This window comes from Pseudomonas sp. NY15374, assembly GCF_048068255.1.
Classification (GTDB): domain Bacteria; phylum Pseudomonadota; class Gammaproteobacteria; order Pseudomonadales; family Pseudomonadaceae; genus Aquipseudomonas; species Aquipseudomonas machongensis.
In genome coordinates, this window is record NZ_JBLUPZ010000001.1 from 293113 (window position 1) to 314115 (window position 21003).

The 21003-nt window shown below is 51.5% G+C and carries 20 protein-coding genes and 3 pseudogenes; 16 read left to right on the forward strand and 7 right to left on the reverse strand.

What is annotated here, in order from left to right; all coding sequences use genetic code 11:
* Nucleotides 1–77: 77 nt before the first annotated feature.
* The 5 genes from ACNFHO_RS01575 to ACNFHO_RS01595 all read left to right on the forward strand — a co-directional run bounded on the left by ACNFHO_RS01575 (nt 78) and on the right by ACNFHO_RS01595 (nt 4424).
* Nucleotides 78–494, forward strand: a complete 417-nt coding sequence (locus tag ACNFHO_RS01575) for a hypothetical protein (RefSeq protein ID WP_416764916.1) — start codon at nt 78–80, stop codon at nt 492–494.
* On the forward strand, nt 487–1077 hold the full coding sequence (locus tag ACNFHO_RS01580; protein ID WP_416764918.1) for an antitoxin Xre/MbcA/ParS toxin-binding domain-containing protein: 591 nt from the start codon (nt 487–489) through the stop codon (nt 1075–1077). The genes ACNFHO_RS01575 and ACNFHO_RS01580 overlap by 8 nt, the downstream gene beginning before the upstream one ends.
* Nucleotides 1078–1107: 30 nt before the next feature.
* A complete protein-coding gene (locus ACNFHO_RS01585) occupies nt 1108–1575 on the forward strand; it encodes a hypothetical protein (protein ID WP_416764920.1) in 468 nt (155 codons plus the stop codon).
* A gap of 356 nt (nt 1576–1931) precedes the next feature.
* The gene (locus ACNFHO_RS01590; protein ID WP_416764922.1) at nt 1932–3338 is read left to right on the forward strand and encodes an NERD domain-containing protein; all 1407 of its coding nucleotides are present in this window, start codon (nt 1932–1934) and stop codon (nt 3336–3338) included.
* A gap of 60 nt (nt 3339–3398) precedes the next feature.
* A complete protein-coding gene (locus ACNFHO_RS01595) occupies nt 3399–4424 on the forward strand; it encodes a hypothetical protein (protein WP_416764924.1) in 1026 nt (341 codons plus the stop codon).
* An 84-nt stretch (nt 4425–4508) separates the two neighbouring features.
* On the opposite strand, the gene ACNFHO_RS01600 is transcribed toward ACNFHO_RS01595, so the two are convergent.
* Entirely contained in the window at nt 4509–4916 is a 408-nt protein-coding gene (locus ACNFHO_RS01600) for a hypothetical protein (protein WP_416764926.1), read from the reverse strand.
* A gap of 685 nt (nt 4917–5601) precedes the next feature.
* On the opposite strand from ACNFHO_RS01600, the gene ACNFHO_RS01605 reads away from it, so the two are divergent.
* Nucleotides 5602–6402 carry a hypothetical protein gene (locus ACNFHO_RS01605; protein WP_416764927.1) on the forward strand — a complete coding sequence of 267 codons (801 nt, stop codon included), beginning with the start codon at nt 5602–5604 and terminating at the stop codon, nt 6400–6402.
* A gap of 522 nt (nt 6403–6924) precedes the next feature.
* A complete protein-coding gene (locus tag ACNFHO_RS01610; RefSeq protein WP_416764928.1) occupies nt 6925–12246 on the forward strand; it encodes a hypothetical protein in 5322 nt (1773 codons plus the stop codon).
* A 230-nt stretch (nt 12247–12476) separates the two neighbouring features.
* On the opposite strand, the pseudogene ACNFHO_RS01615 reads toward ACNFHO_RS01610, so the two are convergent.
* The 3 genes and pseudogenes from ACNFHO_RS01615 to ACNFHO_RS01625 all read right to left on the reverse strand — a co-directional run.
* A pseudogene (locus tag ACNFHO_RS01615) lies at nt 12477–12682 on the reverse strand (class II aldolase/adducin family protein); the annotation flags it as partial.
* Between the two features lie 306 nt (nt 12683–12988).
* Nucleotides 12989–13228 carry a DUF2188 domain-containing protein gene (locus tag ACNFHO_RS01620; protein WP_064615052.1) on the reverse strand — a complete coding sequence of 80 codons (240 nt, stop codon included), beginning with the start codon at nt 13226–13228 and terminating at the stop codon, nt 12989–12991.
* A 101-nt stretch (nt 13229–13329) separates the two neighbouring features.
* Nucleotides 13330–14055: a DUF5677 domain-containing protein gene (locus tag ACNFHO_RS01625; RefSeq protein WP_416764930.1), complete on the reverse strand. Its 726-nt coding sequence runs from the start codon at nt 14053–14055 to the stop codon at nt 13330–13332.
* A 367-nt stretch (nt 14056–14422) separates the two neighbouring features.
* On the opposite strand from ACNFHO_RS01625, the gene ACNFHO_RS01630 reads away from it, so the two are divergent.
* Nucleotides 14423–15286 (forward strand): restriction endonuclease, encoded by an 864-nt coding sequence (locus ACNFHO_RS01630; RefSeq protein ID WP_416764932.1) that lies wholly within the window; start codon nt 14423–14425, stop codon nt 15284–15286.
* Nucleotides 15287–15617: 331 nt separating this feature from the next.
* Here ACNFHO_RS01630 and ACNFHO_RS01635 read toward each other — a convergent pair whose 3' ends face one another.
* Together ACNFHO_RS01635 and ACNFHO_RS01640 are read right to left on the reverse strand one after the other, a co-directional pair.
* Nucleotides 15618–15986: a hypothetical protein gene (locus tag ACNFHO_RS01635; RefSeq protein ID WP_416764933.1), complete on the reverse strand. Its 369-nt coding sequence runs from the start codon at nt 15984–15986 to the stop codon at nt 15618–15620.
* Between the two features lie 259 nt (nt 15987–16245).
* A pseudogene (locus tag ACNFHO_RS01640) lies at nt 16246–16356 on the reverse strand (alkene reductase); the annotation flags it as partial.
* Nucleotides 16357–16581: 225 nt separating this feature from the next.
* On the opposite strand from ACNFHO_RS01640, the pseudogene ACNFHO_RS01645 reads away from it, so the two are divergent.
* The 3 genes and pseudogenes from ACNFHO_RS01645 to ACNFHO_RS01655 all read left to right on the forward strand — a co-directional run.
* Nucleotides 16582–17237 (forward strand): annotated as a pseudogene (locus ACNFHO_RS01645) (IS3 family transposase); the annotation flags it as partial.
* A 41-nt stretch (nt 17238–17278) separates the two neighbouring features.
* Nucleotides 17279–17524: a hypothetical protein gene (locus ACNFHO_RS01650; protein WP_151924981.1), complete on the forward strand. Its 246-nt coding sequence runs from the start codon at nt 17279–17281 to the stop codon at nt 17522–17524.
* A 31-nt stretch (nt 17525–17555) separates the two neighbouring features.
* Nucleotides 17556–17792 (forward strand): hypothetical protein, encoded by a 237-nt coding sequence (locus tag ACNFHO_RS01655; RefSeq protein WP_151924980.1) that lies wholly within the window; start codon nt 17556–17558, stop codon nt 17790–17792.
* Between the two features lie 166 nt (nt 17793–17958).
* On the opposite strand, the gene ACNFHO_RS01660 is transcribed toward ACNFHO_RS01655, so the two are convergent.
* Nucleotides 17959–18507 (reverse strand): RNA 2'-phosphotransferase, encoded by a 549-nt coding sequence (locus tag ACNFHO_RS01660; protein WP_416764934.1) that lies wholly within the window; start codon nt 18505–18507, stop codon nt 17959–17961.
* A gap of 153 nt (nt 18508–18660) precedes the next feature.
* Here ACNFHO_RS01660 and ACNFHO_RS01665 point away from each other — a divergent pair, with 153 nt between their 5' ends.
* The 5 genes from ACNFHO_RS01665 to ACNFHO_RS01685 all read left to right on the forward strand — a co-directional run bounded on the left by ACNFHO_RS01665 (nt 18661) and on the right by ACNFHO_RS01685 (nt 20957).
* Nucleotides 18661–19011, forward strand: coding sequence for a hypothetical protein (locus ACNFHO_RS01665; protein ID WP_416764935.1), 351 nt, complete (start codon nt 18661–18663; stop codon nt 19009–19011).
* A 113-nt stretch (nt 19012–19124) separates the two neighbouring features.
* Complete coding sequence (locus ACNFHO_RS01670; protein ID WP_416764936.1) at nt 19125–19652, forward strand: GNAT family N-acetyltransferase; 528 nt, start codon at nt 19125–19127, stop codon at nt 19650–19652.
* A 124-nt stretch (nt 19653–19776) separates the two neighbouring features.
* Nucleotides 19777–20076, forward strand: coding sequence for a DUF3077 domain-containing protein (locus tag ACNFHO_RS01675; RefSeq protein ID WP_416764938.1), 300 nt, complete (start codon nt 19777–19779; stop codon nt 20074–20076).
* Between the two features lie 169 nt (nt 20077–20245).
* Nucleotides 20246–20593, forward strand: coding sequence for a hypothetical protein (locus tag ACNFHO_RS01680; RefSeq protein WP_416764939.1), 348 nt, complete (start codon nt 20246–20248; stop codon nt 20591–20593).
* Between the two features lie 100 nt (nt 20594–20693).
* Complete coding sequence (locus ACNFHO_RS01685) at nt 20694–20957, forward strand: hypothetical protein (protein ID WP_151924974.1); 264 nt, start codon at nt 20694–20696, stop codon at nt 20955–20957.
* Nucleotides 20958–21003 lie beyond the last annotated feature (46 nt).

The following is a 21003-nucleotide window of genomic DNA, read 5'->3' on the forward strand; positions in this document are numbered from 1 at the left end:
AAGAGAGCATATAGCCACATTGCACCTTGAGTTTCAGCGTACTATAGTACGCATAGTGACCGACTGAGGTAGATAATATGTTCGAAACCAACGACATGGGTCGCTTGGAAGACAGCCTTTTTTTCCCTCCTCAGCCTGGGGCGCATAGGTGGGCGTACGTCGCCCTTGCATCAAATCAAGAGTGGTTTTTCGTCACGTACGAAGCCGTTCAAGATGAAGCCGCGCACAGGCAGCAACTGCTGATTCCAGGCCCGCAGTACCTGCTGGGGCTAGCTTCGAGAGGCGGCGAAGGGGAGAAGGTCATAGAGGTACAGCTGGTATCTCCTCCGTGGCTGAACGAAAGCGGAGGCTGGAAGATGCAGCCGCTGAGAAGAGTTCGCATCGTTGGGCGGCGTTTTTGCTATGAGCTTGATGATGGCAACTGCTATCCCTTCGAGCTTGCAGGTCAGCCGTCAAAGGTGATGTGGTCTAGCGAGGGGGTGAGCGTTGGATAGTAAAAATGAAATGATTCTCTGGGAACGCCATCGGACGTTGCTTTCTAGTTTCGCCGAGCCGGATGTCTTGTTTGGCTTCGAATGCCTTGATGGTTGGCTCTCTCTCATCGGTGGAATGCTATGTTTGATCGAGAAATACAGAGCTGAGTCTACGTTGGAGGTACGTGTTGAGCAGGTCAAGGAAAAGTTCGGTCTGCTTCGGACGTACGTTCGGGGAGGTGATATTGTCGTCGATCGAATCCTGGATGTGGCTGAAATGGTATCCAGTTGCACTTGCGAGATCTGCGGTGAACCAGGTAAGCACTTTGAACTCAATGGTTGGCTTCAAGTCCGCTGCCTAAATCATAGACTGCCAAATGACCCTGGTGCAGTTGTGTGTAGTTATAATGAGGCTTACGCCGTAAATTTTGCTAAGACGGTTTCGTTGATGCTGTGGTTCTTCAAAGACAACTATGCATCCTGGCTGAATCAAGAATGTTTAGGGCTGGGTCGAGTTAGCCCTGTTGAAGCGCTGGCTACTGTTCAAGGATGCCAAGCGGTATACGACCTATTGAAAAAAATGGAGCACGGAGTGCTTGTGTAAGTGAGAAGTTTAGTGGGTTTCAGACTGGTTATGGTTGATGAACCGGAATTGGAGGCTTTGCTTAGGCGTATTTTAGAGTCGGAGTTTGCGAAAGGTGCGGTTGATTTAACTGCTGTGCGAGATGTTGTTTCCTCGCCGCGATTGATGTCGTTTGGAGTGAAGGCGTTTAATCATCCAGGGTTGGCCCTTGCTGGGGATTCCTTTTTAGATACTTGCACTATGCTGGCGGATGGAGTACACAAAACTTACGCCATATCGATTTATGATTGGAGGCAGATCGAAGCAAGTGTGGAGTACGTCGAACAATGTGATTTTCGTGATGCCTCTGTGATGAAGATGCAGGTCTGGTCTGTTGATCCACTTAAGCTTAGTGCGTTTGCTAGAGGGGTGGCAGTAGCTTTGAGCTACAAACGTTCGGAGCTACTTGCTGAATCGAGAATATCTTCTGCATTGCATGAGCTGATGTCGCCGTGGGGCTTTTACAGTGACGAGTTTTAGCCTCTCTGTCTGATACAGTGTTTTCGAAGGAACGGTGGGGCCTACCGGCCCTCTAGGAGTATCTCTTGATCAGCGATAACCTGTAACATGAACGGTAGAAAGGTCTGGCCGTGGCTTGATAGGTGGATTATAGAAACTTGTTTTTGGGGGCGGCTGGCCTAGGCGCTCGACGCCGCTTCGACGTAGGCTTGTGCAGGTGTAAGGCGCACCATGGGCGAGGTATTGCTGGTAAGCCCTCTGTGGTCCGGTAAACTGCGGTACCACCGGCGTTTCCTCTGGAGCGAGCGCGCTCCAATCTCAGAATGCTATCATTACAGTGTCCAGTGTCTGAGATTAAGTGGAGGCGAGCGTTTTAGATGGCAAGGATGATTCCGGAGCATGGCCCACGCAACACTGACAGCTTTGGTGAGCGGGACCTCTATTCAATCTTCAAATCTCAGTTATCTAACGACTACACTGTAATCCACAGCTTACCCTGGCTTTGCTCTGCTGTGAGCAAGCTAGATAAAGGATCTCGGCCTACAGGAGAAATAGACTTCCTCATCATCCATCCCGAGGATGGTGTTCTAGCTTTGGAGGTCAAAAGCGGTAGGTATAAGTTTGAGCATTCGTACTTCGTTCATGTTCGCGATGGCTATCAAATTGACCCCCTTGAGCAGACTAAGCGAAATGTGCACGGATTTGCTTCGTGGCTTGGTGCCACGCCGTCCTTCCGATTTAGAGTTGGATATGGATTTGTTTTTCCTAATTCGGACTTCCAGCGGACTCATCTGCCGGGGATGTTCGATACTAGCGTAAGTCCGCCACAACCCCTCTACATCGATTACGAGGCGTATCCAGATGTAGCGCAGAAAGTCGTCGAGATTATGAGGTACTGGAAAGGTACGCATAGCCAACCTGATTTGGGCCTATCCAGGGCTCAAGATCTAATCGACTATCTCTCACCAACGCTTGACGGACAACCTAAGTGGTCTAGCCGCATTCAGTACGACAACAAAGTTTGGCTCCAGTTGACTAGCGAGCAAAGCTTGGTAGTAAAGTCTATTTTAAAGAGTCAGAACTCACTCATCACAGGGTGGCCCGGTACTGGGAAAACTCTTATAGCTATTGAGGCCGCTCGAAAGCTTTCTACGGAGGGGCGGAGAGTTCTTGTACTTTCCTTCAATGCAAGACTGACCGAGCATATTCGCACCCAGCTTACGGATTATAGGCTGTGTACAGTGATGACTTGGCACGGCATCTGCCGCCAGGCAGCGAATGCCTTGAGCCACCCTTCTACGGGGGAGGAGTGGTATAAGTCAAATTGTCTCGAAGACCTTAAGCTTGCAATAAATAGAGGACTTTTAGGTGTATACGATGCTCTGATTGTGGATGAGTCGCAAGCATTGACGGAAGCTTGGTGTGAGACTCTAATATGCTGGTTTGACGGTAAGCCTAAAACGTTTTTCTGCGATGAAACTCAGGTTTTCAAGTTCGAGCGGAATGGTGTGACTTTGAATGAATTGAGCAAAATTCTCAGAGTTGAAGCGTTTGCGCTAACCATCATTCTCCGAATGCCTAAGGCAGTTACAGAAATTCTTTATGAGGTTATTCCTCCCAGGATTCAATTATCGTCACCGCGTAACTCCGAACCCGACACAGCACTCGAAGTCATCACTCTGTCGCCTGGTGAAGAGCTGAAGCGTATCAAGTCTGAGCTAGTTGAGAGTGGTGTTGCTTCAGGTGATATAGTTATATTAACAGGTGCGATAATAAGTAGGTAGTACTACGATTTTCTCAAAAGTGAGAAAATTGCGACTGAAAATATCGCTAAGTTTCGAGGTTTGGAAGCACCGGTTGTCATAGTCTTCGGTGCCGAAGCCTTGGACACGGCAGAGCTTTTCAGTGCTTACTCCCGTGCTACGACCAAGTTTGTGGCTATTTACAATGCCCATAATCGACAGTGGCGAGGTAATTTGGATTTCCAGGCTCGGTTGCAGGCCAATCCTGTGAGTGCGGAAATTCTTGCAAAAGCTCAGGTTCCCCTGCGAATAAAGAATTTGGTTGCTCGCTCGACTTCTGTTCAGTCGCTGGGGATGAAGAGCTTGGATGTTATGTGGGCTAAGGACTGGGGAGCGTTATTAGTTGAGTTTCAGGCCCATGAAACACAGCTTCTTCTATGGGTGAATTATCTATCTCGAACTATCACTCACCCTATGTTCATATGGTATGGAGAAACGCTTACAAAATTTTATATGATTGTGCCCGAACTAGATGATGGAGTTGAATTCTGCAATCACTACACGTTGACTGTTGACGAGTGCAAGGCATGCGGTTGCCTAACACCGCACAGTGACACCACAAAAATTGGGTGTGCACTCTGTTACACGACGGAAAGCCGTCTTCTTCCGCCTGACCAAGAAGTCATGGACCGAATCGCATTGTATGATGCGGTGATCACCTCGCGGCTGCCAAAGAATCAGACTCTTGAGCTACGTCCCCATCTCCCGATAGAAGTGGCAGCAGTGGCTGCGTTGATGCGCGCAGAGAAGAACAAGGTCCGCAGCAAAGTCCTTATGGTCCAGTTGCCTTCGGGTCGAAATCTTTATGTAACCGCCTTCGTTTTCACTCAGTCTAGGATTGCTGCGTGTCTCACAGGCTCGATCATGTTAGTCGATGCGATCGCCGACGAAATTTACTACCGCTACAAAGAACTGGAACAAATCACCGTCGCTGAATGGCGTTCGATTGTCGCGAGCGCCTTTGCCACATTCAAGCAAAAGGGTTACGTGGAGAGGATAGCAAAAAAGACTTATCGGCCAGTGGAAGACTCCGAAGCTCCAATTCCCAAACGGTATAACGTCGACTGATATAGATCATAGGAGGGGCTCCGTAATTCTCATGCTCAAGCGGACGCCTCTCAGCCTTTCCAGTAGAGGGGGCAGTAAATATCATCAAAATTCTGCAACGATCTTTGAAATGGTTATGTTTTTGGGGAAGTCGAAAAGATACTGTTTTGAACCGGACGTAACTATGTAACGACGTCTTGCGAAATCAATTTTTAGTCTTTGATCTGCTAGGTAGCCATGTTTGTTGGAAAGTTTATTCTCTAGCTCAACCAGGTGGCGAACTTCGTTATCGAAAGCAGTCCACAATTCTAGGGAGACGTTTCTGATTTCGGCATCCCCATCAAGCAGAGTTATGAGGTGGGAGCGTTGATGGCCTGCCATTGTACCAGCAGGTTGAAGTATGTTCATATGATGTTCGGGATCATTAACCATGCGTTTGTCGAAGTGGCTTTCATTGCTCTCTAGTTCCGCTTTCCTAAATAGCTGTCCAGGCCAACTGGATTCAGCTTTCATGTAAAGCTCTTTTATTTGGTAAATAGTGTGATGATCTCCAAAAGTAATGGCATAAAATTTTTCATCTGTGAAAACTCCGAAGACTAGCTCTTTGTTGGTACCAACACCCCGCCTCGAAGTCAGATGCATATGAAAAATGTTGCTACAAGATAGGAGGAAATCGACTTTTTGCCAAATGATGTGGTCTTTGCTAAGGTAGGGTGAGAGGTCTTCGCCGCGGTGTATTTTTTCGCGAATCAAATTCCAATTGGGCTCGTGCTCCTCAGGAACGATAAAGTCTTTCCCATATTCGATTAGTCGAGGGCGAGGCGATATTTTCTTGCTAAGTATAGTGGAGTACACTATTGGAGCCATTCCTTTGACTGAACCTTGGATCTCGTCGAGATCTAAGCCAAACTCAATTCCTAGTTTTTCTTCATAGAATCGATTATACCCTCTACCAAAAGTAGTTTGTTGTAAATAATCATGCTTGACCTTAAGTGGAAATTATGAAATGTGCGGTCTTAGAGGTGGTGCGTGAGGTCAAAACCTACTACACGCTGGTACTGCGCCGCAAGAGGTACAGAAAATCATATGTGAAAATACAGCAGAGGCCAAAAACCAAAGAAAATTAGGATTGCATTGGCTGGTAACGCTGGTGGGCCATGCTAGAATACTTGACCACTTCACTTGCTTAGACTCAGCCATGCCAATGTTAGAAGAATTTAAAAAATTATCTCTCGATTTTATCAAAAAAATTTTGCTGCCTGATTTCTCTAATAAGCTCACCTGGCTGGTAGTGGGAACTGGAACAACGATTTTGTTAACCCCGGACACTGCGAGCGTTATCATAGCCAACTGGCTGATTGACACTTTAAATTTAAATTTCGTCTCAAAATTCTCCTTGGCTGAGCTGCAAAATAGCGATAAAGATAAATTTTATGGAGCGCTACTCATTCTGGGTGGTCTTGCGCACAACCTACTAGCGAATGGGGTTACAAAATATCTTACTCACAAGGGAAATCTAGCAGAATCGAAAAAGCTCGCTAAACAGTATGAAGAGTCTGCTAAGCGAGCTGAAAGACAGCGAGTGGTTGATCAAGAACTGCTAAGAAAATTTTTGAGCGATCTTCCATCCAACGGTCGCTCACTAACCTTTCTCAGAGACCATGATCTGGGCAGTTCATTTAATCAGACGTATGTAGATGAAATCGAATTATTTGTGCTTAATTGGAACTGTGCAGAGAAGAAGTTCCTGAATGAAGAGCTTGAAGGGAAACGCCAGGCATTATGGGAGGTCCTTAATCGATTTAATACCAAGCTGGCGATGAGTGCATATGATCTAAACGGTGGCCCTATGTACTCATGTATTCCTGATCAGTTCAGAGGTCGAGTCTGGCCACCATATGTTGACAGCAAGATTAAAGAACTTAATGCGCTCAGTGCACAGTGCTACCATCTTTACAATGAATTTGTAATGCTAGCAAGACGTTCCCTTCAGGCTTGATATTATCTTTATTCCACCGAAGCCCTTTAATATGAATGGGCTTCTGTGTCCCCTGTAAGTATTAGCTTAGTTGGAGTAGTCGCTATTTGTTTTAATTTAACTGTCGCGCTGTAAGCCGATTGTTGACACGCCCTTACGGCTCGGCCGCTTAGGCACAAATGGTAGCTTGCTACCGAATCAATGGAGCCATATCGGTCAATCGCGGGCGCCCGTTCTGTTCAGCAATTGATCCAAGAGTTTGCTGCCAGTGTGCGTCGGCAAATAGACGAGAATGCGCTACAGGCTTTCTTGATCAAGAGCACGCATTCGCTGGCTAGGCGGGCTAGACTCGATGGTCTTGCGCCGCTTGCCCGTAACGTCTAAGTGAGTAACGTAGCTTGTCGCTAGGACACATCACGGCCAACGCGCCACAGGTAAAGATCGACGAAGCGCCACGGAACCATGTGCGTTCAGAAAAACGAACCCAGCCCGGCCGCCTAGCCAAAACGCTGAGCGAGGCTGAGCTGCAAATTAGGCAAAAGTATGGCAAAACGTCCTCAACGCTCCCGCTCTTCAAAACTCACTGGCGGTGAAGGCTTCACCTATGAAGACCTCGTCGTGGCTTACTACCTCACAGCGCTACTGCGCGAAGAGTCTGCGATGGCAACACGCGGAGTGGTGGTGCGCGTTGCCGTTCAACAACATCGTCAGGGCGAGCCCATGGACGACCTCGTTGTCGACTCTGAAGCGGCTGGTCAACAAACGAGGACCAGCCTCCAAGTCAAAAGCAAGGTCGTCATCAGCAAGAATGATTCGGACTTCAAGGCGATCATGGCTGAGGCTGTCGCAACGCGAAAAAAGCCAGACTTTAGAGTTGGTTCTGATCGGTACGGCTTTGTAGCTGAAACAGTGGCAATCGGCCGTTTCGAAGCTCTGAGCAACATCATTTCGCGTGCTGTAGCAAGCACGAATGGAGCGGACTTCGCATCTCGCTTTGTGAAGGGCGGCGAGTCGAGCGTTGAGGACATCAGCCTCCGAGAGGAGCTACTACCTCTCACTCAAGCTGGCAACTCGCAAGAAGAGTGGGAATTTTATCGCCACTTCGTAGGCCACCGATTCGACAACCTTGCTTCGGGTGGTGACCGGTACGCCGACCTCACCAATCGTCTGGGTGAGATTTCGACTTCTGGGGGTGAGAATTTTGCGGAGGTCTTGGCGCGCCATGTCCGCGCCGGCGAAGGTTCTGCGCGAGTCTGGAAAAGGAACGAGTTGATTAACGAAATGCGCACCCTGGTAAAACTGCGCATTGCTCCCGTGTATGAGCCGGATATTGCCATCCTTACCGACCTAGCGAAGGACGCAGTCGCAGACATTCGAGACGATATTGCTGGATTTACTGTAGATCGGCCCGCGCTTCTCACCTTATCGGAGGAAGCGGTAGCGCGCCATGTGTTGACCAACATCAGTGGGCTTCCCGGCTGTGGAAAATCGGTGGTGCTCCGCCGATATGTCGAGCGCGCCATGAAAAATGGACCGGTCCTTTTCTTAAAATCGGACCGCTTGGAAGGGGCGAACTGGAGAAGCTTTGCGAGACACCATGGGCTCATTCACCACACAGCAGCGGCACTTCTCGGTGAGATCGGAGGCTCGGGCACACCCATTCTCTTCATTGATGGGGTCGATCGCATCAATCAAGAGAATAGAGGCATCATCACCGACTTGTTACATGCGATCGAACGAGAGACAGAACTCGCTCATTGGCGTGTTTTGGTAACCTCTCGCGACCAGGGACTTGAGGTACTGAGGTCATGGATATCCAGATCGCTTTACGCTACCGGTGGCATCGGGAACGTGACTGTCGGCGTGCTGGACGATGAAGAGGCTACTGTACTTGCAAAGCAACATACTGCGCTCCAGCCTCTTCTGTTAGGCGTACCTGCGGTTAGAGAAATTGCACGCCGTCCTTTCTTTGCTGCCGTACTCGCGGATCAAGCTTCTAGTCTCGGATTCGATCAAGGTGCTCCTCAGACCGAGAGTGAATTGATTGAGGCCTGGTGGCGCGCTGGAGGCCATAATGTTGAACCTGAGGCCGCGGATGCTCGCCAACGAGCCATCCTTGACTTTGCTGAGATGGGGGCCTCTTCGCTCGGCAAAGACATTCACGGGCGTGCAGTAAAACCGGAGAGCATCGCTCAACTCCAAGGACTGAGGCGCGATAGAATCATCGACGCTGTCGAGGCTGGGACAGCCTACAAATTCACACATGACATCTTCTTCGAGTGGGCATTCTACCGCCTCCTGATCGACAAGCGTGGAGACTGGCCTGACGCACTAGTTGCAGCTGGTGAACCTCCACTACTTGCGCGCATCGTTGGTCTACTTTCGCAGCGCGATTACGAGCGAGGCCATAGTTGGGGCAGTACATTTGCTGAACTGACTCAACGCCATCTGCGCCCTCAGTGGCGACGAGACTGGCTGCTGGGACCTTCTGCAAGTGGCAGGTTTCTGGAGCACGTCGCGGCATTTGATGCGCTGACATCGGCTGACCAACATGCCCTTCTCCACAAGTTTTTAGTATGGTTTCAAGCCGAGCGGACGATCCCTAGTCCGGTCGTTCTGCAAAGTCTGAATCTAGGTTTTGAAAGCTCAATGCTCGTCCGAGCTGCCGACATGTTGGGGTGGCCCTCGGATGTGCCAACTTGGCGACGCGTACTGGAATGGGTGTTTGCCAGGCACATCGACTTCCCAGCTCAAGCTATTCCTCATGTGGTTGACCTGTTCGGCGTATGGCAAAACTTGTGCGCCGACTTCCCGAACGCGCCTTCGGCCAAACTCATCGCAATCTGCGAGGAATGGCTCATAGATCTTGAAACGAAAAGTTCAGAGCGCTGGGCAGGTCTCAGGAGCGACACACTCGACAGCCTGGCTGGAGACTTGCGTAAGCTTATCCTGCGCGCTGCGCGGAGCTATCCAGAACCCGCTGGGCGTGCACTGGATCGCTTGATGGTTTGGGAAAGGAGAGAAAATTCGGTACTGAAATCGGTTTTCGCGCTCTCTGGATTGCTAGCACAGTCCTTCCCCGAGAAGCTCGCACAGCTTGTGAGGGTCGAAGTTCTGCGCGAGCTTCCGAAGGAGGAGCGCGACCGCAAGAGACGCCGGGACGAAGAATATTTTGCGAACTTGAAGGCGGTGAGAGATAAGCCCGAGCAGGATCGTAGCGAAGCCGAAAAGCGTATGCTCAATCACTCTCACATGTTCCACTCCATCGGCACTGATCATTACAACCTCGATCACATCGGCGTGGACCGGGGCCACAATCTCTTCTATCCACAGTCTCCGGCGCATGAGCCTTTTGACGGACTTTTTCAGAGCGCTCCACACGTAGCACGTTCACTGGTCCGCGACATTGCCAATCACGCGACAACCGGTTTGCGCCAAATTTACGAGATTAACTGCCAAAAGCTTGGAACTCTGATCCCGATTCAAATCAACTTTCCGTGGGGGCCGCAAACCTTCTGGGGTAACCAGCGGAGCTATTCGTGGTACTTCGGCGAAGGGGGGCCTCTCCCTGTCGAGGCTGCTTATCTAGCACTCACGCAGTGGGCACACAAAAGGCTCGACGACGGCGCGGACCTCGCCGAACTGATCCAGCAAGTCACCGAAGGCCATGAAGGAATCGCAGCGCTCGGGCTTGCCGTGTCTCTCGTAATCGAACGAAATGAGAGGTCACCCGCTCTTCGCGCACTGTTGGTATCTCAGCGGTTGTGGAGCCACGATCATATTCGGCACGTCCAAGAAGGTAGTCGCGATATCAATCTGTTTGGACTGGACCCCAGAGCGCGCATGAACCCCAAGCAGCGTGAGGGAGATGCCTACCTCAAAGGACGCAGTTACCGCAAGTCCTCTCTGAAGGATCTGGCTTACCTCTATGCGCTTAGTGAAGATGAAGGTGAACGAACCTCTTTCATGACTGATATCGGTGAGTTTCCGGCCAAGCTTCCTTACCAATTCGAGGAAGAAGTAGGCAATGAAGTCTTGGAGACAGAGATGCGCGAGCGGGCGCAGGGGTGGGCACAGTTTGCGAACAAGGACAATTATCAGCTGGTGAACGTGCGCGAAAATGAGAGTGCTGCGCAGGTTATCTATCGCAATCCAACAAAAATTAGCGAAGCTCGTAAGGAAAAATTGGAGGAGAACGCAAAAACGCTGCATGACTTCAACATCGTTGCATGGGCTGCGGACTCGCTCAGCAAGGGAATAATCAATGTCCAAGCTACCATCAAAACTGCTGTGGCATTCGCAAGGACACGGGATGATCCGAGCCTTCTGCTCAGGATCGAAGAAGCCGGTGCTGAAATAGGAATCAGACAAGCAGCTGTCGTGGCTTGTGCCGCAGCGGTCATTCGATTTGATAGCACAGCAGAAAATCTCGAATGGGCTTGGTCGATCATGGATCGTATGGCCGAGGGCCAAGAGCCAAAAGGCCTGTACGGCTACAGCAAATATGCCGATGACCCTCGAAATTATTACATGGCTGCGCTCAAGCGCGACCTGGAGAGCAACTCACCGAGGCCTACGTCGGCATCCCGCCTTCTCACCCTGGCAGCGGACCCCAATCCGAATATTTCTCAGACAGCTTTCACCGGGCTCTTTGACGCACGGGTGATGCCTGAATCGCTCGTCTGGAATGCCGGTGTTCTCGCATCTGAACTATTTGCCAACCATTTTTCTAGTCGTTCCTTTGATGATGACGGAGAAGACATGGAGGCTAGCTCTCATCGTGAGGCTGCGCTGAGGCGAGCGATTGAGCGCCTAGACGCACCTGAGAGCAAATCGACATTCATTGCACCTCCGCAACCTTGGGTCCGCAGTCCTGAGCGGCTTCACAGAGGAAAACGCTACGACGACGACTCCCAAGCGTGGACATATCCTGAATTCGACATCGATCCGCAGTATGCAGCAGGCGTGATGAAACTGTTCCCCATTGAAGCCTGGGGAGAAAGCGATGCGTATCGCCCTCAGATACTCGCGTTTACCGGCGAACTGATTTCGTGGACAGCGGAGCGGATGTTCCCCTCATTCGGTGATGAAAAGGATGATCCCTCAACGCAGCTTTACGAATGGCTCGATGCATTGGCAGGTCTGGTGGCACGCGTCATCGTCCACACGTCTACCGATGCCATAGCACATGCGTTCGTTGAGCCTTTGATAAAGCACAAACACAGAGACGTGCTTCAGTTCATCGACGTGTTGACAGATCACCTGACATGCCGCTTCATCTACGATGCGCCTGTGCTGTCCGAACGGGCTCTTGGCGTTCTAAAAGTGTTGATGAACCGAATGCTAGACGAGGGCGACTTCTCGCCGGACAGTTATCGCTCCGGAGAAATTCGAGATCGGCACCTCAACTCGATGATTCGCTCCTTCATGTTGACGTCCGCGAAGGAGTGTCCAGGTGCAGCACGCTTTGCAAATGGCAAGTGGGACGACCTTCCAATGCTTTTTGGTCAGATTGATCGACTGATGACGGCAGCGGGTTGGGTAGACTCGGTAATGGATCAGTTTCTAATCCTCAGCGAGCGGGCAGGTAGCTTAATGCCTATCCAGGACTTCGAGCGCTTAGTGTCGGTGAGCATGGACGCCGAGGGATTCCGCCTAGAACGCTGGAAGGCAGCGGACATTCCGGCATCTATTTCAGGGGTCATCCAAAGCCTCGCACATGCCAACTACCCACTGACGCACACGCAAGCCCGCGGCCTGCTAGTCATTCTCGACCGCCTTGTAGACAGTGGCGATCGACGTGCAGCAGCACTCCAAAAGTCGGAACACTTCCGGGGAATTCAAGTAAAAGGGATGGTGAAATAATGCTCGTTCCTGCATCCAAACGGTACTACCGGAGCGGATTAGTTGAAGACCATTTTTAGGACTAACCTAGCGAACCTCATATAACAGACAAGGCCGGTAGGGTGATTGTGTCCGCTCTTAGAAATGCGGACACGATCTCCACTGAACAGCCTTGTCTTTCGCGAGCGATGCTCCGGCAAGAGGAGCAGAAAATGCGAGAGCGTAAGACGACGGCTGTCGGCCCAAGCAGCTTAGTCACGATAGTCAGGCGCGATCCTATCGAGCATTCGAAGCAACGCATCCCAGGCCAATCGCATGGCATCTGGATCAGTAAGCTCACCAGCTTTCAATGCTCTAGAGGCTGGTTGAATTGTCGCTCAGTGTGAGCGCATATCTCGTCACCAGGCAGGATCAGCTTTCCTGCTTGCTGAGCTGCCAGCTGTATTTCCCAGGCTTTCAGCGAGTGGATAATTGCCGAAGTGATGGCCACCACGCACAGCGACTAAGGTTCTCATAGTCACCTCGGCCGAGGCTTAGTGATGGCCTCATCTTCGCATGACTGATTAAGTCGAGCAGAGCTGCTCGCGGCGGTGAAAGAAATTGTAACGACCTAGTCCTCCTCAAGGAGTGGCTGATTACCCGCTGGTGTCATTCTGCGCAGAGGTCAACTAGCCGGATCCCTGGAGGGCTCAGTTGGCAGTTTTTTAGAGACTGGCGCTTCGTCTGCGAAGCGCCATAGGAACCAGCGAGGAGGGCTTATCCCTCAGCCTTTGATGTTACGAGGATCATTGCCTGGCTTGATGGTGTCTTTAGCCCGGAATTGGCCGTCGCGCCCCTTGGTCGTCATTTCACCGCCACCTTGATTTTGCAGCATTTCTCGTGCGGCCTGCTGAGCCTCGGCCTGTGTGTCGTGGACGCTGGAAGCTCGGTCAGAATCGTTTCGCTTGTTCTCCCACTTTCCATCTGGGCGCTGGGAAATGGTGCGGTCTTGAGGTTTGCTCATGATGAAGCTCCTGTGATGGGGTCTCCATTTATAGACCAAGAAGTGGCCTTTTGCCTTCTCGGACTGCGCGCCTCTGCTCGTATAAGGTTTTACCAGCATGTTTACTGCCGCCCTGTACTCCCGGAGTCGGCAGATTTCTGGGGTTTAGTGTTCAGGCCTAACACATCACGTAACGACTCGTTGTCTGGCCAGGACCTATGCATCAGCCACCACACGCACGCCTGGCCGATACCTCGACTGATTGCCCCGATGCCTTGAAGATGGATAAGGCACAAAGCGCTGATTTTAGATTTTTCAGCCGGGGTCTCACTGTGACCATGCGTTTCGAGTGATAACAGTCGATAGAACACGGTATACAGATCTTGTACGTCGGCTTCCCTAGCCTGATCTTCTACATTTTTGCGTCGACGTGTTTGTTTTGCCTGCTCGCTCTCCAGAAATTTCGCGGTAACGTCTTCCCCCGTATCACGATCAAAGATCCTGGCGGTACCTGCTTTCAGGTTCATTTTGAGGGCCTTCGCCAGTTCAGCAGACCCCGCGCCCATCTGGGATTCAGCATTCTCGATGGACCTGATGCCCCATAAGGATGTGATCAATTGCTCAAGCAAGCTTCGGCTCAAAATTCCCAAACAGGCTGAGTTTTCAATCGCGCCCAAAGCTGCTGCGCCCTTGACCAGCTCCGATGCACGCCTCAGTTGCTGCCGGGTAAACTCATCGCGTTCATCAGGTGAGTCTCCAGCTTCTATTTGCGATGCCTGAAATAGCACTTCAGCTTGCACCTTCAGCGTCTCAACTAGCTCATTCGTACTCGGTGATGGGTCACTCATGCGATTCCGGCGCCTTTTCAAAAATGTTGGTGCGGACAATATTGACTTAAGGCGAATTTTTCTACCCATCCGAACCGTTCGGAGCTGAGGCTCGCCCCGCCGGTAGAGTCATCACCTTCCGCTACAGCTAGCTGGTTTCGCACCAGGCATCTGCTAGCACCTTTCGGCTATGTTGATCTAATCTACTCAACCACGCCGCGTCAATGCTGCAAGTCAGCTCTCTGCGCTTCGGGTGCGGCTAGCCCCTCTCAGGCTGCAAGCATCCTGAGAGCTACTGCATAGCGTAATGTAATTCATCTAAGATACAAACCAGCCTTCCGACGTAGTCAAGTCAGGCTCCAATCACATTCAGGTTAATTTTTCTATCATGTATAAGACAACCCCTCGGTCGATGCTTGGCCTAATAGAAATTCTCGAACAACAACGTGAAGAATCGTCTAGTGAATTAAATTGGAAGGATTTTGAAGATCACGTTCAGTACGTCTATCAGACGCTTTTGAGCCTTGGTGGCCACAACGTCGTCGTAGCTAAAGATGCTTGTTTGATAGGTAGAGATGGGGCTGAGTATCAGATTGACGTTTATTATGAGTTTGAAGTGGTTGGGATACGGCATCGAGTTGCTATTGAGTGTAAAAATACAAAAAGGCGTACAGAACGCAACGACGTTTTGGCGTTCAAAGCAAAGATTGATGAGCTTTCAGACGTGATAGGCGTCATCGTTTCTGCCAGCGGATTCCAATCCGGGGCAAAGGATTTTGCTGAGCGGAATCGAATTTCAGCTTTGAGCATTGAAGAAATACCCTCAATTGGAAAGCTTTTGGGAATGCGGCTCCGTCATAATGTAATCCCAACCGAGCTTAGTGTAGGAGCCCCTTTTTGGACACTGTTTGACCTAGAGACAGGAGCACCTTATGGGACGAGTCATGAGAAAGGCACTCACGCATTGCTGTTTTGGTCAAAAAAACAAGCCGCTAAATATAAGGTTCGGAATCGAGTTCCGGAGAATTGGCAGGTTCGAGGATTAGAATCGCGGCATCTTTTTTCCTACATTCTGATTGTTGATGCAATGAACGGCAGGTTTGTGACGGCCCCACCGCCAAATCACACACTCGCCGGCGATAGCAACATGTTCAGTAATATGCCGAGACAGATTCTTATCGATGAATACTGCGAGCAGTACAAGGAGCACCTCCGTGACCGCCGCGTAATGCCAAGTCTAGGAGGCAAATGAGTGGATAATGACATAGAAAAAGTGAAAGTGTATCGAAGTAGCTGACGGCTAGCATACGATACTTTATTAGTTGCAGGGCATTCTGCGGTGTAAGCGGACACCTATTAGGGTGCTGAGTGTTAATGTCGGGATTAGTGAGGCTGGAGTAGATTGGGGGTGAAGGTTTTTAGTCGCTGTCGTGCCTAGCTATAGCAGTTCGCGATTTTTGATTTAAAGTGAATTGAAGTCTGGCTTTGGCTGTAAGATAGTGTTTTGTGAATTGAAGCTGCCCATCACGGAAGTTGCCGAGTTTAATATTAATTTCGGTAGACTCTCGATTGGGCAGCGCTTTCTACGCAATAGGCGGTACATCCAAGGTGTCAATTGCCGCTATCTTAATCAGATGCGCTCTGTCGCCACCGTCATTCCATACAGAAGAGTTTAGCCCCCAATAGAACTCATGGGCGCGCTTGCCACCGCTCGTCTCATTTTTACCATTTGTGCCGGGACAAGTGTTCAGCCATACCACCTCTCCCTGTTTTACCTCGCACGACGGAAAGAAATACACATGGCGGTGCTTGTTGCTTGGAGTGCCATCAGAATTGAAAGTCTTATCGCAAATCATGAAGTTCTTCAGATTGCAGTCCTTGAGTACACTAATAATAACGTACTCAGTAGACGATGACCCTCGTCCATTTACTTTAGAGATCTTCAGTTCCATATAAACACTCTTTGTCTAGTCTTGGTGGCCATAGGCTACCACGATCGATCGGGCCATCCAAGACTCTGAGTACAGCCAGATCAGTATATTTTAAATGTCAGTAGGATTCTCGAAGGTGTTCATACCTCAATAGATGCTATTCGGCCAATCGGTGTAAGCCTTGGCACCGCCGCAGTAATAGGTTTCTCTGGGAGCAATGCTCAATTCTGCACCACGGCACAGGTTGCAGTTCGACACTTGAGAAGCGCCCGACATGCTACAGTTGCAGCACGATCTTGCCGCTTTCGGCATGTACAGCGTCAGTGGCTTGCTTCCAGCCAGCGGTTTGCTCTTTCTTCCAAATGCCCGGAGTCGCAGCATAGCCACGACCCTAGGTGCCTAGTCTCGGCATTCTCAAGCAGACGCTGACTGCCTTTTGGTGCCAATATGGGTAGCAGGCTTTAAAGGCGGGCTCTCAGGGGCCTTGGTAGATTGTTGAGAGCCGCTCATTCCGGGTTAGGCTCTCCTTGGCTACACTCTGTCTCTATCGCTTTGAATCGCCCCTGGTTTCGTAGACACCTCCAAGCCTCATAATGAGGCCCAAATAGGAGGTGCCATGAGTCGTCAGCGTTACCCCGAAGAATTCAAGATCGAAGCGGTCAAGCAAGTGACCGAAAAAGGCAAACCTGTCGCCGAGGTCGCCCAGCGCCTGGGCATGTCCGTGCACAGCCTTTACGCTTGGATCAAGGTCTACAGCAAGCCCCAAGAGCAGCGTCAGCAAGACAATGATCAGCAGGCTGAACTGCGCAAGCTACGCGCTGAACTCAAGCGGGTGACAGAAGAGCGAGACATCTTAAAGAAGGCCGCCGCGTACTTTGCCAAGGAGTGCGGCTGAAGTACGCCTTCATCAACAAGCACTCGACGGATTACCCAGTGCGTCGCCTTTGCCAAACCCTCAAGGTGCATCCCAGCGGCTACTACGCTTGGTTGGCCGAGCCTCAATCTGCCCGAGCCAAAGAAGATCAGCGCCTGCTTGGCTTGATCAAGCAGGCCTGGTTAGAAAGCGGCGGCGTGTATGGCCATCGCAAGATTCACGATGACCTGCGAGAGCTAGGAGAGATCTGTGGGCGAAATCGAGTCGGTCGCTTGATGCAGGCAGAGGGGCTGCGTTCGCAAACGGGCTATCGCCGTCGTCCTGGGTTTTATGGCGGAAAACCAACAGTGGCATCGCCCAACCATCTGGCCCGGCAGTTCAAGGTGAGTGAGCCGAATATTGAGTCTGGCAAGCATTGATTTATGGAAGGGGAGCTCCAATGATTGACCGTGTTACAGGTAGGCGTATAGAGGTTCTTATTGATGCGCGATATGGCCCATATATCCGTGTTTTTTCCTTTCAGGATAGTGGGGCGCTGCGTGATTTATTTGATGATGAGTACAACGTACTCTACTGGATGGGGCCATGTGAGGAGTTGAGTGTCAATGGCGGGACTGAATACTATTTTGGCGCGGCTGCTGATCCTGACAAAATTCAGGTGTTGCTGGATAATGTTCGAGTCTAGCTGCTCTAGGGCTGAATAAAGCGGAGGGGTAATGATTGACTCACTTACAGGGGCACGAGTTAAAGTATGCCTCGATGATGATCAGGGACCGTATGTCGAAATTTCCCTTGAAAAGGATGGTCGATACCTTGAGCATAAACTCGATGCCCAGTATTTCGTGCCGTTCTTGAAAATACGTTCATCTGAGGTTCCTAAGGCAGGTATTGTTTACCGTTTTGGAACCGTTGCGGACCCTGCCAAGCTGCAGAGCATTTTAGATGAGATCTAGGAGTGCATCTCGTTTAGCGATAAATCTACAGTTTCTTCAGGAGTTTAGTTGCTGATACCTAGGTTATAGGATGTGAGTAAGCTGGCTTTAGATTGATCCCATTAGTCGCGATGCTTTTCATTCCCTCGGCACTTTTTTGCCAGAGTGAAGCCAGTTACCACTCCTGCTACGCTCGACTCCAATAACCCACCGCCACCTCATTCACCAACCACACACCATTGTCCGCTTGGTAGAAACGCGCGCCAGCTTCGCGCATCTTCAACGTGTCTATCACCAGCAACACGGGTTCTCCGTAGCGCCTACCCACGCCCAGCGCCGTTTCTGGATCCTCGCTCAAGTGCACATGGTGGCGAGAACCGGCAACCAGACCCTGTACCTCGATGGACGCCATGAAACGGCTGGCGGTTCCGTGGTAGAGCAGGGCAGGTGGGGTCTTTTCGACATGTTGGAGGGCGACCTGAGTCGTGCTGTGGCCTTGGGCGGCGCGGATATATCGCGCATCGTCCGAAAGGGTGAAGCGCTTCTTGTCGTTGGTTTCAACCACGTCGCGCAGGGCGGCGCGATCAAAACTGCGTCCTTGCTCAGCGGCATTGCGCAATAGTGTATCCACCTCGGCCCAACCTTCGCGGTCCAAGGTCAAGCCGATGGAGTGCGGAGCATGGCGTAGCACATAGCTGAGATACTTACTGAGTTCGTCGCGTTGTTTCTTGTTCAAGGCAATGATCCTTTTGTCTTAATCCTTTTTTTAGCGCGGCGATCGTGATCCCTATCATGTCGCCGCTCAAGTAGTGCCGCTCGCTTGACGACCACCACGCACGCCTTTAATGTCCCGGCGCGCCTATCCGGGCAAACCTCAAAAGGAGTTGTAATGAACACGATTTCACTGTGCACCGGCGCCTTGCTCGGGCTTGTCATGGTCGGTTGCGCGGTGCAGGACAAGCTCGACACCAGTCGCCTGACCCGTTTCGATGAGTACCACGCCAACCTTGAGGCCAATGGTGCGCGCTATACCCTCGATGCCTACATCATTCCGTTCTACCAGCCGTTTTTCATCACCGTCGAACGTGACGATGGCAAGCCGATGGACCTCGCCGAAGCGGCTGCGGTCGCCCAGCCGTACATCGTACCGCGCGGCTGTACCCAGCCTGCCGTGCGGCGCCCTGATCTGGACCGCAGCAATGCGGCCAAGACCCAGTGGATCGTCGGCATCGAATGCTAACGCCAGTGGCAGCGCCACTTCTGAAGCGGCGCAACAAACGGTCAAAGCCTTGCTGACACTAGAGGGCTCCAGGCTTTCATTCTGCGATCCTGATTTCGAAAGTGCTCGTAGCTATGCTCACTACTGTCCGCGTTGCTGTGCCTGAGGATGCGAGCCTCTTACTCGCAATCGAGCGTTCTGCCGCGCAAGCCTTTCGTGTGTTTGAAGGGTTAAGCTGGCTCGCTGATTCTCCTCCTATGCCGGTTGAACAGCATCTCGAGCTCATCAAGCGCTCGACGTGCTGGGTGGCCATCGATGCTGAAAATCGCCCGCAAGGATTTCTCAGTGCCGATATCTACGGTAGAGACCTTCATATCCATGAACTTTCTGTTCGACACACCCAGCAAGGGCAAGGCATAGGGCGACAGCTCGTTCAAGTGGCGCAGGCTTATGTTGAGATCAATGGGTTGCATGCGCTGACACTCACAACCTTCAAACACGTACCATGGAATGCGCCATTCTACTCTCGTCTCGGTTTTCAGATTGAGTCCGACCAGCAGGCCGATGAAAGGCTGTCAACACTGTTGAGTGAAGAGTATGAACATGGATTTCCCGTGGGAAGCAGATGTGCGATGGTCTGGAGAGCGGATGAACAACTTTGATGAGGCACCGATAGCACCGAGCGCCTGAAGCGAAGCCGTTGACCTGTAGCTGAATCGCCCTTTCGCAGCACTGGGCGCAGAGCAGTCTCAAGAGGGACTGTCAGTGTTTCAATGACGGCTGTGCGTGGGGCACTTCGATGCGCCGAGTTCCGATCCCCTCCGTCTTTCAACCCACGCACCGCACCCTCGAAGGCTTTCCAACGAAGACCTCGTAGTCCAATGTTACGAGTACCTCGTCTGTGCGCTAACCGTCGCCCAGTCCTCTTTGTCCTGTGTCGACCAGTTGACCGAATTGGCGATGGTTGAGGCTGATGATGCCGCTACGTTGTCATGCGCGGCGCACTCTCTGAGCGGGATGTCCAAGGCGTTGGTGCAGGATGTCAGCCATGGGCTGATGCAGCAGGCGTTGGAGATCGATTGCTGAATCCAGGTGGAATGACAATGTTCTGAACTGCATTCGCTTGCCCTGAGGACTAAGCCGAAGCGGCTTGTTTGTGTGTTTGGCCGTCTGTCGTAGTCCAGGCACTCCATTCAAGAATTGTTTTTCCGATGGTAAGGCGCAGAACTCCTGCGCTTTGAACGGGAGAACGATCATGACAATCGACCACAACGGCCCTGCTGATCCCTATGCCGGCCCCTCCGAAAAACCCACCGACGTCAGTCATGACGGCGGCTCCGGCCTTGAAAAGGCCCCGTCCGAGCCCAAGCAGGGTGCGGGCGAGGCCTGGTCGCAAAAGCGTCCTGAAGACTGGAATCCTCCCCCGGGCAATCCGGGCTCGGATCAGGACTCACAACTACCTCGGGACAACGGCACCGCGCGCACTGACGACGGCCCGAAGCATGAGCCATCCACGTCGCCTGACGATGTACCCAGCGAGGATGATATGAAAGACGTAGACGTCAACAACTCGGTCTCCAGCGAGCAACCGCCGTCCAGGTAACACCGCGTGGACGGCCGACCAGCGGCCTTCAGCCATGGCGATTCTCGTCTACGGTCAAATACATACACAAGGATTCCAACCAGCAAAGGAGCAACACCCTATGATCAAACCGACTTGGACCCTCACCGCCATCGCTTTCTGCGCCCTGACCTTCACCTCGATCGCCCAGGCCGAGGGCGAGGTGGGGAAGGGGGTGCGGCACGATGTGCGGGAGATCGACAAGGGTGTCGATCATGATGCCAAGGAGATCGATAAAGGCGTGAAGCACGACGACAAGGAAATCGACAAAGGGGAGGACCACCTGAGCAAGGAGCGCCACAAGGCTGACAAGCATGTGGACAAAGAGATCAAGAAAGACCTCTGAGTAAGGTGTCCGGGCGTGTAATCAAGGGGCTGCTTTGCAGCCCTTT